This is a genomic window from Salipiger marinus (genome assembly GCF_035481585.1).
Classification (GTDB): Bacteria; Pseudomonadota; Alphaproteobacteria; order Rhodobacterales; family Rhodobacteraceae; genus Salipiger; species Salipiger marinus.
On sequence record NZ_JAYKSL010000003.1, the window covers coordinates 56,274 to 70,305 of the forward strand.

Annotated in this window: 15 protein-coding genes; 10 read left to right on the top strand and 5 right to left on the bottom strand. The window is 66.8% G+C overall.

Features of this window, described 5'->3' with window-relative positions:
- The 5 genes from VK682_RS05000 to VK682_RS05020 all read left to right on the top strand — a co-directional run.
- On the top strand, positions 1-579 hold a 579-nt coding region (locus VK682_RS05000), incomplete at its 5' end, for an ABC transporter permease (RefSeq protein ID WP_324781526.1).
- Positions 576-1,358 (top strand): ABC transporter permease, encoded by a 783-nt coding sequence (locus VK682_RS05005; RefSeq protein ID WP_230796044.1) that lies wholly within the window; start codon positions 576-578, stop codon positions 1,356-1,358. The genes VK682_RS05000 and VK682_RS05005, both read left to right, overlap by 4 nt.
- Complete coding sequence (locus VK682_RS05010; protein ID WP_230796043.1) at positions 1,355-2,401, top strand: ABC transporter ATP-binding protein; 1,047 nt, start codon at positions 1,355-1,357, stop codon at positions 2,399-2,401. The genes VK682_RS05005 and VK682_RS05010 overlap by 4 nt, the downstream gene beginning before the upstream one ends.
- A gap of 99 nt (positions 2,402-2,500) precedes the next feature.
- Positions 2,501-4,222, top strand: coding sequence for a tetratricopeptide repeat protein (locus VK682_RS05015; RefSeq protein WP_230796041.1), 1,722 nt, complete (start codon positions 2,501-2,503; stop codon positions 4,220-4,222).
- The gene (locus VK682_RS05020) at positions 4,209-5,084 is read left to right on the top strand and encodes a 4-(cytidine 5'-diphospho)-2-C-methyl-D-erythritol kinase (protein WP_324781527.1); all 876 of its coding nucleotides are present in this window, start codon (positions 4,209-4,211) and stop codon (positions 5,082-5,084) included. The genes VK682_RS05015 and VK682_RS05020 overlap by 14 nt, the downstream gene beginning before the upstream one ends.
- Here the strand turns inward: VK682_RS05020 and VK682_RS05025 are convergent.
- Positions 5,078-6,079, bottom strand: a complete 1,002-nt coding sequence (locus VK682_RS05025; protein WP_324781528.1) for a polyprenyl synthetase family protein — start codon at positions 6,077-6,079, stop codon at positions 5,078-5,080. The two genes, VK682_RS05020 and VK682_RS05025, sit on opposite strands and share 7 nt — an antisense overlap.
- 54 nt (positions 6,080-6,133) lie before the next feature.
- Here VK682_RS05025 and VK682_RS05030 point away from each other — a divergent pair, with 54 nt between their 5' ends.
- The 3 genes from VK682_RS05030 (at position 6,134) to VK682_RS05040 (ending at position 7,401) form a co-directional block, all read left to right on the top strand.
- The gene (locus tag VK682_RS05030; RefSeq protein WP_089843878.1) at positions 6,134-6,349 is read left to right on the top strand and encodes a putative signal transducing protein; all 216 of its coding nucleotides are present in this window, start codon (positions 6,134-6,136) and stop codon (positions 6,347-6,349) included.
- A complete protein-coding gene (locus tag VK682_RS05035; RefSeq protein WP_324781529.1) occupies positions 6,339-7,136 on the top strand; it encodes a tRNA1(Val) (adenine(37)-N6)-methyltransferase in 798 nt (265 codons plus the stop codon). The genes VK682_RS05030 and VK682_RS05035 overlap by 11 nt, the downstream gene beginning before the upstream one ends.
- 91 nt (positions 7,137-7,227) lie before the next feature.
- Positions 7,228-7,401 (top strand): YdcH family protein, encoded by a 174-nt coding sequence (locus VK682_RS05040; protein ID WP_089844103.1) that lies wholly within the window; start codon positions 7,228-7,230, stop codon positions 7,399-7,401.
- A gap of 152 nt (positions 7,402-7,553) precedes the next feature.
- On the opposite strand, the gene VK682_RS05045 is transcribed toward VK682_RS05040, so the two are convergent.
- From VK682_RS05045 to VK682_RS05060, 4 genes are all read right to left on the bottom strand, one after another.
- Positions 7,554-8,480, bottom strand: coding sequence for a VOC family protein (locus VK682_RS05045; protein ID WP_324781530.1), 927 nt, complete (start codon positions 8,478-8,480; stop codon positions 7,554-7,556).
- 141 nt (positions 8,481-8,621) lie between these two features.
- Positions 8,622-9,344, bottom strand: coding sequence for an acetoacetyl-CoA reductase (gene phbB, locus VK682_RS05050; protein ID WP_089843871.1), 723 nt, complete (start codon positions 9,342-9,344; stop codon positions 8,622-8,624).
- A 146-nt stretch (positions 9,345-9,490) separates the two neighbouring features.
- A complete protein-coding gene (locus VK682_RS05055; RefSeq protein ID WP_089843868.1) occupies positions 9,491-10,666 on the bottom strand; it encodes an acetyl-CoA C-acetyltransferase in 1,176 nt (391 codons plus the stop codon).
- Positions 10,667-10,847: 181 nt separating this feature from the next.
- Positions 10,848-11,657 (bottom strand): EAL domain-containing protein, encoded by an 810-nt coding sequence (locus VK682_RS05060; protein ID WP_089843864.1) that lies wholly within the window; start codon positions 11,655-11,657, stop codon positions 10,848-10,850.
- A gap of 247 nt (positions 11,658-11,904) precedes the next feature.
- Here VK682_RS05060 and rpsD point away from each other — a divergent pair, with 247 nt between their 5' ends.
- A complete protein-coding gene (gene rpsD / locus VK682_RS05065) occupies positions 11,905-12,525 on the top strand; it encodes a 30S ribosomal protein S4 (protein WP_089843861.1) in 621 nt (206 codons plus the stop codon).
- A 175-nt stretch (positions 12,526-12,700) separates the two neighbouring features.
- The gene (locus VK682_RS05070; protein WP_230796036.1) at positions 12,701-14,023 is read left to right on the top strand and encodes an NAD(P)-dependent oxidoreductase; all 1,323 of its coding nucleotides are present in this window, start codon (positions 12,701-12,703) and stop codon (positions 14,021-14,023) included.
- The last annotated feature ends 9 nt before the right edge of the window (positions 14,024-14,032 follow it).

Sequence of the window (14,032 nt, forward strand, 5' to 3'; positions counted from 1 at the left end):
GGGCTGCGCAGCCCGCTGATGACCTTTTCCGGCGTGGCGTCGAATTTTGCGGGCGTGCCGCTGGCCTTCGCTTTTCTGGCGACGCTGGGACCGCTGGGACTGGTCACCGTGTTCCTGCGCACCGAATTCGGCATCAACCTGCGCGCCATGGGCTTCAACATCCTCAGCTTCTGGGGCCTGACCATCACCTATCTGTTCTTCCAGATCCCGCTGATGATCCTGATCGTCACCCCGGCGCTGGACGGGCTGAAACGGGAATGGCGCGAGGCCGCCTCCTGTCTGGGCGCCACGGGCGCGCAATACTGGCGCATGGTGGCGCTGCCGATCCTGTTCCCCACCATCCTTGGCACCTTCGCGCTGCTTTTCGCCAATGCCTTCGGCGCCGTGGCCACCGCCATCGCGCTGACGGGCAGTTCGCTCAACATCGTGCCCATCATGCTCTTTGCGCAGATCCGCGGCGACGTGCTGGGCGATCCGCATCTGGGCTATGCCATGGCCTTTGGCATGATCCTCGTCACGGGGCTGGCCAATGTCGTCTATATCGTGCTGCGCATGCGGTCAGAGAGGTGGCTGAAATGACCCGCGCCGCGTCATGGGCCATCCTGCTGCTGGGGCTTACCTATTTCATCCTGCCGCTGCTGGGGATGATCGAATTCTCGCTGTCGATGCGGCGGGGCGAATACAGCTTTGACGCCTATGTGGCGGTGCTGGGCGATCCGCAGTTCCGCCAGACCTTCAGCTATTCGGTGATGATGGCGCTGCTGACCATCGTGTTCGGGATGCTGCTGGTGGTGCCGACGGCGTTCTGGGTGCGGCTGAAACTGCCGCATCTGCGCCCGGTGGTCGAATTCATCACCCTGCTGCCGCTGGTGATCCCGGCCATCGTGGTCGTGTTCGGCTATATCCGGCTTTACAACACCTCCAGCTGGCTGCCGCTGACCGGCTCTGTGCTGGGCACCAACCTGCTTCTGATGTTCGGCTATGCCACGCTGTCGCTGCCTTACATGTATCGCGCCGTGGATACCGGGCTGCGCACCATTGACGTGACCACCCTGACCGAGGCGGCGCAGAGCCTTGGCGCGGGCTGGATCACCATTCTGGGCCGGATCATCCTGCCCAACGTGCTGGTGGCGGTGCTGTCCGGCGCCTTTGTCACCTTTGCCATCGTGATGGGCGAATTCACCATGGCGGCGCTGCTCAACCGTCCGGCCTTTGGCCCCTATCTGCAGCTTATGGGCGCGAACAAGGCCTATGAGCCGTTTGCGCTGGCCACCATCGCCTTCATCATCACCTGGGCCTGCATGGGGCTGATCCAGCTCGTCACCCGGTTCACCAAACACGACAAGGCCGCCCGATGACCTTTCTCACCATCTCCCGTCTGGAGAAGAGCTTTGGCGCGAACCGCGTCGTCAAGGATTTCAACCTCGAGGTCGAGAAGGGCGAGTTCATCTCGCTGCTGGGGCCCTCGGGCTGCGGCAAGACCACGGTGCTGCGCATGGTGGCTGGGTTCGAACTGCCAAGCGCCGGGCGCATCACCATCGCGGGCAAGGACGTGTCGCGGCTGCGGCCCAACCACCGCAACATCGGCATGGTGTTTCAGGCCTATGCGCTGTTTCCCAACCTGACCGTGGCGCAGAATGTCGGCTTCGGGCTGAAGGTCAAAGGCGCGCCCGCGCGCGAGATCGCGGCGCGCGTGGCCGAGATGCTGGCGCTGATCGGCCTGCCCGAGATGGGCGAACGCTACCCCTATCAGCTGTCGGGCGGGCAGCAGCAGCGCGTGGCGCTGGCCCGGGCGCTGGCACCAAAACCGCAGGTGCTGCTGCTGGACGAGCCGCTGTCGGCGCTGGATGCCAAGGTGCGCGTCAGCCTGCGCAACGAAATCCGCGCCATCCAGCGCGAACTCGGCATCACCACCATCTTCGTGACCCACGATCAGGAAGAGGCGCTGTCGATGTCGGACCGCATCGTGGTCATGCATCAGGGCGTCGCGGATCAGGTGGGCACGCCCTTCGACATCTACAACCGCCCCGCCACGCGCTTTGTCGCGGGCTTTGTCGGCACGCTGAACACGCTCACCGCGCAGGTGATCGACCCCGCCTCGGGGCATGTGCGGGTGGGGGGATCGGATCTGGTGCTGGGCCGCGCGCTGCCCGGCGGCGAGGTGGTGCTGGGCCTGCGTCCGGAAATGCTGCGGCTGGGGGCAGAGCCGGGCATGGCCAGCCTGACCGGCACCATCACCGAGCTTGATTTTCTGGGCTCGGTGATCCGGCTGCGGCTGGATCTGGGCGACCAGCGGCTGGCGGTGGATCTGTTCAACACCACCCGCGCCACACCACCGCGCGTCGGCGACAGCGTGACGCTGGCGCTGGATCCGACGGATGCGCTGGTGATCGGGGCCTGAGCGTCCGCCCGCTGCTGTGACAAGGCCGTGAAGCCGCCTGCATTGCGCCGTGAGGCGCGGCAGGCTAGGCTTGGCCCAACTCAGAATGCAGGAGACGGCATGGCAGGCAAGGCTCGGGGAACTCTGCGCGGCATGGTGGCGGCGCTGGCGCTGCTGGCTCCGGTGCCGGTGGCGGCGGATGGTCTGGCGGGGGCCTATCTGGCGGCGCGTCAGGCCAGCTTTACCGGCGATTTCAAGGCGGCGGCACAGTATTACGCCCAAGCCGCGACCCATGACCCCACCAATACCGAAATCATCGAACGCGCGACTTATGCCCATATCGGTCTGGGCGAGATCGACGCGGCCACGGCACTGGCGGACCGGCTGACCGAACGCGGCGTGCACAGCCAGATCGGCACCATGGCGCAGGTGGCCACGATGGCGCGGGACGAAGATTACGCGGCCATCCTTGCCAGCCTGAAGGGCGAAAACAGCATCGGGCCGCTGGTCGACGGGCTGGTGATCGCATGGGCCGAACTGGGCGGCGGGAATATGGATGCCGCGCGCGCGGCCTTCGACGCGGTGGCGCAGGATCGCGGGCTGGCGGGATTTGCCGCCTATCACAAGGCGATGGCGCTGGCCTCGGTCGGGGATTTTGGCGGCGCGGAAGCGATCTTTGCCTCCAGCCAGACGGGGGGCATGCAGCTGACCCGTCGCGGCATCATGGCGCGCGCCGAAATCCTGTCGCAGCTGGGCCAGCCCGAACAGGCGGCGGATCTGATCGAGGAGGCCTTCGGGCAGGTGCTGGATCCGGAACTGCGCGCGCTGCATGACCGGCTGGCGTCGGGCGAGGCGCTGCCCTTCAGCGGCGTGCGCAGCCCGCGCGACGGCATCGCCGAGGTGTTCTATACGCTCGCGGGTGCGCTGGCCGATGAGGCCGACGAGGATTTCACCCTGCTTTACGCCCGCATCGCGGATTTCCTGCGCCCCGACAATGCGGGGGCCATCCTGATGACCGCCGATCTGCTGGACCAGCTGGGCCAGTATGATCTGGCCGCGACCACCTATCGGCGCGTGCCGCGCGAGGATCCGAATTACCACATCGCCGAGATGGGCCGCGCCGATGCGCTGCGCGCCGAGGACAAGATGGATGCGGCGGTCGAGGTGCTGGAACAGCTGGCCGAAACCCATGGCAACCAGCCTGCGGTGCATTCCGCGCTGGGCGATCTGCTGCGCCAGCTGGAACGCTATGACGCTGCCGTGGCCGCCTATGACCGCGCGCTGGGCGCTTTTGAACGGCCCGATCCGGCGCAGTGGTTCCTGTACTACGCGCGCGGCATCAGCAAGGAGCGGCTGGATGACTGGCCCGCCGCCGAGGCCGATTTCCGCGAGGCGCTGGAGCTGAACCCCGACCAGCCGCAGGTGCTGAACTATCTGGGCTACTCGCTGGTGGAGCATCAGCAGAATCTGGACGAGGCGCTGGCGATGATCGAACGCGCCGTCGCGGCGCAGCCGCAGGCGGGCTATATCGTCGACAGTCTGGGCTGGGCGCTGTATCGCCTTGGCCGCTATGACGAAGCGGTGGGCCATATGGAGCGCGCCGCCGAACTGATGGCGGTGGATCCGGTGGTCAACGACCATCTGGGCGATGTCTACTGGGCTGTGGGCCGCCATACCGAGGCGCGGTTCCAGTGGCAGCGGGCGCTGTCCTTCGTCGACTGGGAAGAGGCATCCGAGGAACTGGATCCCGACCGCATCCGCCGCAAGCTGGAGGTGGGGCTGGATCAGGTGCTGTCCGAAGAAGGCGCACCGCCCCTGAAGGTGGCGAATGACGTGCATTGAGGTCTTTGCCCCGGCAAAGATCAACCTCGCCCTGCATGTCACCGGCCAGCGCGCCGACGGTTACCATCTGCTCGATTCCCTCGTGGCCTTCGCCCCGGTCGGCGACGTGCTGCAGCTTCGCCCTGCCGAAGCGTTGAGCCTGACGCTGGCCGGGCCGGAATCCGCAGGGCTGAGCCCGGGGCCGGACAATCTTGCGCTGCGCGGCGCCGCGCTGGTGGCGGCGGGGCAGGGGGCGGCGATCCATCTTGCCAAACATCTGCCGGTGGCCTCCGGCATTGGCGGCGGCTCTGCCGATGCGGCGGCGGCGGTGCGTGGCATGCTGGCGCTGCGCGGAACCGAGGCGCCCGCCGGGCTGGGGCAGGATCTGCTGGCGCTGGGGGCCGATCTGCCCATGTGCCGGATGAACGCGCCGCTGCGCGCGCGCGGCATCGGCGAGGTGCTGGAGCCGCTGTCGCTGCCGCCGCTGCCCGCGCTGCTGGTCAATCCGCGCCTGCCGGTGGCGACGCCCGCGATCTTTCGCGCGCTGGCCTGCCGCAGCAATCCGCCCCTGCCCGAGGCGCTGCCGGTCTTTGCGGCGCCAGAGCCGCTGATCGACTGGCTGGCGGGGCAGCGCAACGACCTGCAGCCCGCCGCCTGCGCGGTGGAGCCTGCCATTTCTGCCGTGCTTGACGCGCTGCGTCAGCTGCCCGGCTGCCGTCTGGCGCGCATGTCGGGATCGGGGGCCACCTGTTTCGGGCTTTTCGACACCGAAGCGGAGGCTGGTCAGGCGGCGCAGCTGCTGCGCGCCGCCCGGTCGGGCTGGTGGATCGCGCCTGCCGTGCTGGGGGACCAGACGCAGCGCGCGACGCCGCGCCGTCAGTAAAGCCGCGACACCACAAAATCCGCCAGATCGATCAGCACGTCGCGCATCTCTGACGGCGGCAGCGTCGCCATGGACTCCTTGGCGCGCCCGGCCCAGAGCAGCGCCTCGTCCCGCGTCGCCTCCAGCGCGCCGTGCTTTTTCAGCAGGGCCAGCGCATGGTCCAGATCGCCGTCTTCCTGACGGCCCTTTTCGATGGTGCGCTGCCAGAAGGCGCGCTCGGTCTCGTCGGCAGCGGCCACGGCCTTGATGACCGGCAGGGTCAGCTTGCGTTCACGGAAATCGTCGCCGACATTTTTGCCGGTGGCACTGCTGACGCCCTGATAGTCCAGCAGGTCATCGGCGATCTGAAAGGCGATCCCCAGCGCGTCGCCATAGGCGTAAAGCGCCTGCACCTGCGATTCCTCGGCACGGGCGATGACCCCGCCCACCTCGGTTGCGGCGGAAAACAGCGCGGCGGTCTTGCCCCGCACCACCTGCAGATAGATGGACTCGTCGGTGCGCAGATCCTGCGCGGCGGTCAGCTGCAGCACCTCGCCTTCGGCGATGGTGGCGGCGGCGTTGGAGAGGATCTCCAGCACGCGCAGATCGCCGGGTTCGGTCATCAGCTGGAAGCTGCGGGCGAACAGGTAATCCCCCACCAGAACCGAGGATTTGTTGTCCCACAGCAGGTTGGCGGTGGGGCGACCGCGCCGCTGGCGGCTTTCGTCCACCACATCGTCATGCAGCAGCGTCGCGGTGTGGATGAATTCCACCGTGGCGGCCAGATGGATGTGGAACGGCCCGTCATAGCCGCAGATCCGCGCGGCGGCGAGCGTCAGCATGGGGCGCAGGCGCTTGCCGCCCGCCTCCACCAGATGCGCCGTCACCTCGGGGATGCGGGGCGCGTGTTTCGACGCCATCCGCGCCCGGATCAGCGTGTTGACCTGCCCCATGTCGTCTGCCAGCATCGCCGCAAGGCGGTCGTGCGGCTTTGCATCCGGTGTGTCCAAGCCCATAAGACCCTCGCCCAAGGCTCGACAAGGCCGCAGCCCTGCCATTACATCCCCATTATGGAAGAGCTTCTCAGAACCAACGACATAACCTTGATCCCGCTGGCGAAGACCCTCCTCGATGCGCAGGGTATAGCCAGCTTTGAGTTGGACGTAAACATGAGCATCCTCGAGGGAAGCTTGGGCATTCTGCCGCGCCGTCTGATGGTCCGCGGCTCCGAGCTTGAGGCGGCGCGGCGGGTGCTGCGCGAGAACGGGGTCGTCTTTGAGGGCTGAGCCCTTTGCCGAGGCGGATCTGGACTGCTGCGCCTTTCTGGGCGGGCGGCTGCGGCTGTGGCAGCCGCGTCACGGCTATCGTGCGGGCATCGATCCGGTGCTGCTGGCAGCCTCGATCCCGGCGCGGGCGGGGCAGCGCGTGCTGGAACTGGGCTGCGGCGCCGCGCCCGCGCTCTGCTGTCTGGGGGTGCGGGTGCCGGGGCTGGCGCTGACCGGGGTGGAGATTCAGCCCGCCTATGCCGCGCTTGCCCGCCGCAACCTTGCCCAGAATGGTTTGACCGGCGAGGTGCTGGAGGCGGATCTGGCCGTGCCCCCCGCCGCGCTGAAGGCGCAGAGCTTTGACCATGTTCTGGCCAATCCGCCCTATTTCGAGGAGGGCCAGCGCAGCGCCGCCCCCGATGCGGGGCGCGAACTGGCGCTGGCGGGGCCGCTGCCGCTGGCGGGCTGGGTGGCACTGGCCGCGCGCAGGCTGGCGCCGCGCGGCACCGCGACCTTCGTGCAGCGGGTGGAACGGCTGCCCGAGCTTCTGGCCGCCTTGGGCGCACATCTGGGATCGCTGGAGGTGCTGCCGCTGGCGCCGCGCGCGGGCCGCGCGCCCCGGCTGGTTCTTGCCCGTGGCCGCAAGGGCGGGCGTGCGGCTTTCCGCCTGCAGGCGCCGCTGGTCCTGCACGAGGGCGCGACTCACCTTGAAGACGGCGAGAGTTACACAAATGTCATACGGGCAGCGTTGCGGGACGGCGCGCCGCTGGCTTTTGCCGCTGACGACCGCGGAAAGGGCAGAGTGTAACGTTTCGTCAAGCAATGCTGCGGGTGCGGCGTGACAGAATGTAAAAGTTATGTTGCACTGGTTTTTGCTTATTCAGCACAAGGAGGACGATATGAGCGTGACTTCGCACTTGCAGGAACTGAAGAAGAAGCACCAACACCTCTCCACGACGGTTGAACAGATGCAGCGCAGTCCGGGCGTGGACGATCTGCATGTCGCCAACCTCAAGAAGCAGAAGCTCCGCATCAAGGAACAGATCACCCGTCTGTCGTCTCAGCCGCACTAGGCGGAGGCGGACAGGCTCGGGTCTGCGGTCCCGGCCAGTTTTCCGCCCTGACATGTGTGCGCCTGTCTGAAGCAGTGCAGAAACAGGAAACGCCCCGGGGGAGGAGCCCGGGGCGTTTTTCTGTTCTGGCCTGACGATTCTATCTTAACGGGTCAGTCGCCCAGCGGTTCGAGGCGGCGTTCCAGATCGGCGCGCAGATGGGCATGCTGCTGCGGCAGTTTCAGCGCCTCGCCCAGATGGGCAAGATCCTCGTCGCGGTCGAAGCCGGGCTCGTTGGTGGCAATCTCGAACAGCACGCCGCCGGGGCTGCGGAAATAGATCGCCCAGAAATAGTCGCGGTCGATCACCGGGGTGATCTGCGCCCCCGCCTCGGTCAGGGCCTGCCGGATCTGCAGTTGTGCGGCGCGATCATCGACCGCGAAGGCAATGTGATGCACGCTGCCCGCGCCCTGATCGGCCTGCGGCGCATCCACCTGCGCCAGATCGACAGTGCCCGCACCATTATGCGCGGGCAGGACAAAGCGGGTCACGTTGCCCTGACGGCATTCTTCCTGATAGCCCATCAGGCCCAGCAGATCCGCGGTGGGGCCGGTGTCGCGCAGGCGCAGTTCCACCGAATGAAAGCCGCGAAGCGCGGTATCGGCGCCGATGCCGTTGCCGGTCCATGGCGTGCGGTCATCGTCTGCCTCGACCAGCGCCAGCCCGTCGCCATCCGGGCCCTGAAACAGCAGGCGGTTTTCGCCAAAGGTGTTCACCCGCTCCAGCCCGGGAACGCCCGCCTCGCCCAGCCGGGCCTCCCACGCGTCCAGCGTGCCTTCGGGCACGGCAAAGGCGGTGGTGGACACCTCGCCGCTGCCTCCACGGCCCCGGCGGGCATGGGGGAAGGGGAAATAGGTCATCACCGAACCGGGCGTGCCAGCCTCGTCGCCGTAATACAGGTGATAGACATCGGGCGCGTCGAAATTCACCGTCTTCTTCACCCGGCGCAGGCCCAGCGTTCCGGTGAAAAAGGCGTTGTTGCGAGCGGCGCTGCTGGCCAGTGCGGTGACGTGGTGCAGGCCCTTGATGGTGTCAGGCATTGGGGTTCTCCTGATGCGGATATGACCCGAATATAGGCGGATCCGGCGTGACGGAAACGGGAGGCTCCGCAGGGGAGGGCTGCGTCTGCGCACATCAAGGCCCCGGCGCGGAACGCCGGGGCCGTGGTTCAAGCGTCGGGATCAGACGAAAAACTGCCCGCCATTGGCCGAAATGGTCGAGCCGTTGATGAAGCCCGCATCGTCGGACGCGAGGAACACCACGCAGCGCGCGATCTCCTCAGGCTCGCCCAGACGGCCTGCGGGGATCTGCCCGATGATGGACTCGCGCACCTTTTCCGGCACCGCCATCACCATTTCCGTGGCGATATAGCCCGGGCAGATGGCATTTGCGGTGATGCCCGCGCGCGCGCCTTCCTGTGCGAGGCTTTTTACGATGCCCAGATCGCCCGCCTTGGTCGCGGCATAGTTCACCTGCGCGAACTGTCCCTTCTGGCCGTTGATCGAGGAAATGACGATGACCCGCCCGAACTTGCGCTCGCGCATGCCGGGCCAGACCGGGTGCACGGTGTTGAACACGCCGGTCAGGTTGGTGTCGACCACCTCTTTCCACTGCTGCGGGGTCATCTTGTGGAAGGGCGCGTCGCGGGTGATCCCGGCATTGGCCACCACCACGTCGATGGGCCCCAGATCGGCTTCGACCTGCGCGATCCCGGCCTTGGACTCGTCGTAATCGGCCACGTTCCACTTGTAGGTCTTGATGCCGGTGGTTTCGGTGAACTTGGCCGCAGCCTCGTCATTGCCGGCATAGGTCGCGGCCACCTCATATCCGGCCGCCTTCAGCGCCTTGGAAATCGCCTCGCCAATGCCCCGGCTGCCCCCGGTCACCAATGCAACTCTTGCCATGCTATCCTCCAATATGGCCGATGTCTTGTAACGTTGTTACCCAATGAATACCTTATTCGCAACAATATTGCGCAGTTCTTCGCAGATGCAGCAAGGCGGGCAAAAAGAAAAAGGGGCGCGGCGGCGCCCCTTTTTATGTCGAAGGGTCAGGGGCGTTCCACGCAGAGCGCGACACCCATGCCGCCGCCGATGCAGAGCGTCGCGAGGCCTTTCTTGGCGTTGCGGCGCTTCATCTCGAACAGCAGCGTGTTCAGCACCCGCGCGCCCGAGGCGCCGATGGGGTGGCCGATGGCGATGGCGCCGCCGTTGACGTTCACGATGGCCGGATCCCAGCCCATGTCCTTGTTGACGGCGCAGGCCTGCGCGGCAAAGGCCTCGTTGGCCTCGACCAGATCCAGATCCTCGACACGCCAGCCTGCCTTGTCGAGCGCCTTGCGCGAGGCGTGGATCGGACCCACGCCCATGATCGACGGATCAAGCCCGGCAGTGGCATAGGACGCGATGCGCGCCAGCGGTTCGATCCCGCGCTTTTCGGCGTTTTCGGCGGTCATCAGCAGCACGCCCGCCGCGCCGTCATTGATGCCCGAGGCATTGGCCGCCGTCACGCTGCCATCCTTGGCAAAGGCGGGGCGCAGTTTCTGCATCGCTTCGATGGTGGCGCCGTGACGGATGTATTCGTCTTTGTCGACCACGGTCTCGCCCTTGCGGGTCTTGACGGTGAAGGCGATCACCTCGTCGTCGAAACGCCCGGCCTTCTGCGCGGCTTCGGCCTTGTTCTGCGAGGCGAGGGCGAATTCGTCCTGCATCTCGCGGCTGATCTGCCACTGGGTCGCGACGTTTTCGGCGGTCTGGCCCATGTGATAGCCGTTGAAGGCATCCCACAGACCGTCGCGGATCATGGTGTCCACATAGGTCACGTCGCCCATCTTGTGCCCGGCGCGCAGATAGGCGGCATGGGGGCTGAGCGTCATGTTTTCCTGACCACCGGCGCAGATGATGTCGGCATCACCCAGCAGGATGTGCTGCGCGCCAAGCGCCACGGTGCGCAGGCCGGAGCCGCAGACCTGGTTGATCGACCACGCGGCGGATTCCTTGGGCAGACCGGCATTGATATGGGCCTGACGGGCGGGGTTCTGGCCCTGCGCCGCGGTCAGCACCTGCCCGAGGATGGTTTCGGACACTTCACCCTTTTCGATTCCGGCGCGGGCCACCAGCGCCTCCAGCACCGCGGCACCCAGATCATGGGCCGGAGTGTTGGCGAAGGCGCCGCTGAAACTGCCCACGGCTGTACGTGCCGCGGATGCGATAACCACATTGGTCATGAATTCTCCCTCCATGCAGAGCCTCGGCGCTGATGCGCGGTCCCGCCCTCGTGGCAGGAACCGACCTTCTGCGCCTGACTTCCCGCCCTTGATACCGCGCTGCAGGGCCGCAGGACAGTGTTTCTGCACATGTTTTGCAGCTGGTAGCGCAATTTGTCGCTGCCCCGGCAGGGCCTCCCGCTCAGGCGCGGGCCTGCGCCGGACGCGCCTGCGGCCTGCGCCATGCGGGGGTGACGGTGGGCGCGCCGAAATGGTAGCCCTGCAGGCAGTCGACGCCAAGCGCCGCAAGATAGGCGGCGTCTTCGGCCCGCTCCACCGATTCGGCGACGGTGAACATGTCGAACTGGTCGGCGATGGCCAGCATGGCGCCGGTCAGCACCTGATTGTCGGCATCCTGCGCGATGCCGGTCACGAACTGCCCGTCGATTTTCAGGATGTCGAAGCTGAACTGCTTGAAATGGCGCAGCGCGGTATAGCCCGCGCCAAAATCATCCAGCGCGAAGGTGATGCCGCGGCGCTGCAGCGAGGCCATAAAATCCACCACCAGTTCGGGCACCAGCATGGCCGAGGATTCGGTGATTTCCAGAATCAGCCGTTCGGCCACGGTGGGGTCGCGGTCGATGCCGCGGGTCAGCGTGCGCGACCATGCGCGATAGCCGATGGAGCGGGCCGACATGTTGACCGACAGCCGCAGCCCCGGTTCCCGCGCCAGTTCCCGCAGCCCGTGATCCAGCGCGATGCAGTCCAGCAGGCGGCCATATTCCGTGTCTTCCAGCGCGGGCATGAAGTCCCGGGCGGGGACGATGCGCCCGGTCTCGTCCAGCACGCGGATCAGCGCCTCGTGAAAGGCGATGGTGGCGGGGTCGCGGGCGCGCACCACCGGCTGATAGGCCAGCAGCACCTGCCGGTGCCGGATCGCGTCGCGCACCATGTCGACGATGCCGCGGTCCCGCGCGTCCAGCGCCAGATCCAGTGCGGTGGGTGCAATCATCTCCGGCCCGTTCCCCTGTGTGCTGGCGGTCTTTGCGCCCCGCCATCCTGCGCCTGCGGGTTTAACGGCGGTTTAAAGGACAAACTTGGCGGCAAATTCGCCGCTCGCCACGGGCTGGCGTGTTGACTCCGGGCCAAAGCCGCATATAAGCGCGCCTTCATTGGTGTTGGTGGCCCCCGCAAGGGGATGCCCTGTCGGCCTTCGGGCAAAGGACAACGCCCTTCGTCACATATGAAGGAGATCAGCCGTGACCAAACGCACGTCTGCCAAGTACAAGCTTGACCGCCGCATGGGCGAGAACATCTGGGGCCGTCCCAAGTCCCCGGTGAACAAGCGCGAATATGGCCCCGGCCAGCACGGTCAGCGCCGCAAGGGCAAGCTGTCCGACTTCGGTCTGCAGCTGCGCGCCAAGCAGAAGCTGAAGGGCTATTATGGCGATCTGACCGAAAAGCAGTTCCGCCGCATCTTCTCGGATGCCGAGCGCCTGAAGGGCGACACCGGCGAGCTGCTGATCGGCCTGCTGGAGCGCCGTCTGGACGCCGTCGTCTACCGCGCCAAGTTCGTGCCGACCGTGTTCGCCGCGCGTCAGTTCGTGAACCACGGCCACGTCATGGTGAACGGTCGCCGCGTGAACATCCCCTCCTACCGCGTGAAGGAAGGCGACGTGATCGAGGTCCGCGAGAAGTCGCGCCAGATGGTCGTGCTGCTGGAAGCCGTGCAGCTGGCCGAGCGGGACGTGCCCGATTACATCGAGGCAGACCATTCCAAGATGACCGCGACCTTCGTGCGCACCCCCGGCCTTGCCGACGTGCCCTATGCCGTGATCATGGAACCGAATCTCGTCATCGAATATTACGCGCAGAACTGATCCTTCTGCCCGCGATCTGTGCAAAGGCCGTCCCTCCGGGGGCGGCCTTTCTGCATTGTCTGCCGGATTTTTGAGCAGACATCCCGGCAGGGGCGGGGCGAATTTCTTTACCGATTGATAAAAATTTTGACCCGTGAGAGCGTTTTTCCATAGCGCAGGCAGCGGGAGGCGACCGATGGACGCAAGGCAACTGGCAGAGGGCATCCGCCCCGGACGGCTGGACCGGGCCGTGATCGAGGCGGGTTTCGCCGATCTGCACCCACCGCTCAGCGCCCACGAGGCGCAGGTCGCGGCGGACCGCTGCTATTTCTGCCATGATGCGCCCTGCATCACCGCCTGTCCCACCGGCATCGACGTGCCGCTGTTCGTGCGGCAGATCAGCACCGGCCAGCCCGAGGCGGCGGCCCGCACCATTCTGGAGCAGAACATCCTTGGCGGCATGTGCGCGCGCGTCTGCCCGACCGAAACGCTGTGCGAGCAGGCCTGCGTGCGCGAGGCCGCCGAAGGCCGCCCGGTAGAGATCGGGCGCCTGCAGCGCCACGCCACCGACCGGATCATGGCGCGCAACGCGCATCCCTTTGACCGCGCCGCCCCCACCGGCAAGCGCGTGGCCGTTGTGGGCGCGGGGCCCGCAGGGCTGGCCTGCGCCCACCGTCTGGCGCTGAACGGGCACGAGGTTACGCTGTTCGACGCGCGGCCCAAGCCCGGCGGGCTCAACGAATATGGCATCGCCGCCTATAAAAGCCCGGAGAATTTTGCCGCGCGCGAGGTGGACTGGCTGCTGGGCATTGGCGGGATCACCCTGCGCCCCGGCATGGCGCTGGGACGCGACCTGACGCTGGATGACCTGCGGGCCGGGCATGACGCGGTGTTCCTTGGCCTTGGTCTGGGCGGGGTCAATGCGCTGGGGGTCGAGGGCGATCACCGCGAGGGCGTGCTGGACGCCGTGGGCTTCATCGCCGATCTGCGGCAGGCCGAGGATCTGTCCCGCCTGCCGGTGGGGCGCGACGTGGTGGTGATTGGCGGCGGCATGACCGCCATCGACGTGGCGGTGCAGGCCAAGTTGCTGGGGGCGCTCAACGTCACGGTGGTCTACCGACGGTCGCAGGCACGGATGGGCGCCTCGCGCTTCGAACAGGATCTGGCGCAGAGCAAGGGCGTGCGGATCCTTTGCAATGCGGTGCCGGTGGCGGTGCATGGCAATGGCGCGGTGCGCGAGGTGGAGTTTGAATTTGCCGATGACGCGCTGCAGCCCACCGGCACGCGGATCCGGCTGGCCGCCGATCAGGTGTTCCGCGCCATCGGCCAGACCCTGACGGGCGACGGGCTCCCGGACCTGACAGGCGGCAGGATCGCGGTGGACGGGCAGGGGCGCAGTTCGCTGCCCGGGGTCTGGGCCGGTGGCGACTGTGCCAGCGGCGGCACTGATCTGACGGTGACGGCGGTGGCGCAGGGTCGCGACGCCGCGGACGCCATCCATACAAGCCTGATGGGCTGAGGAGCACGC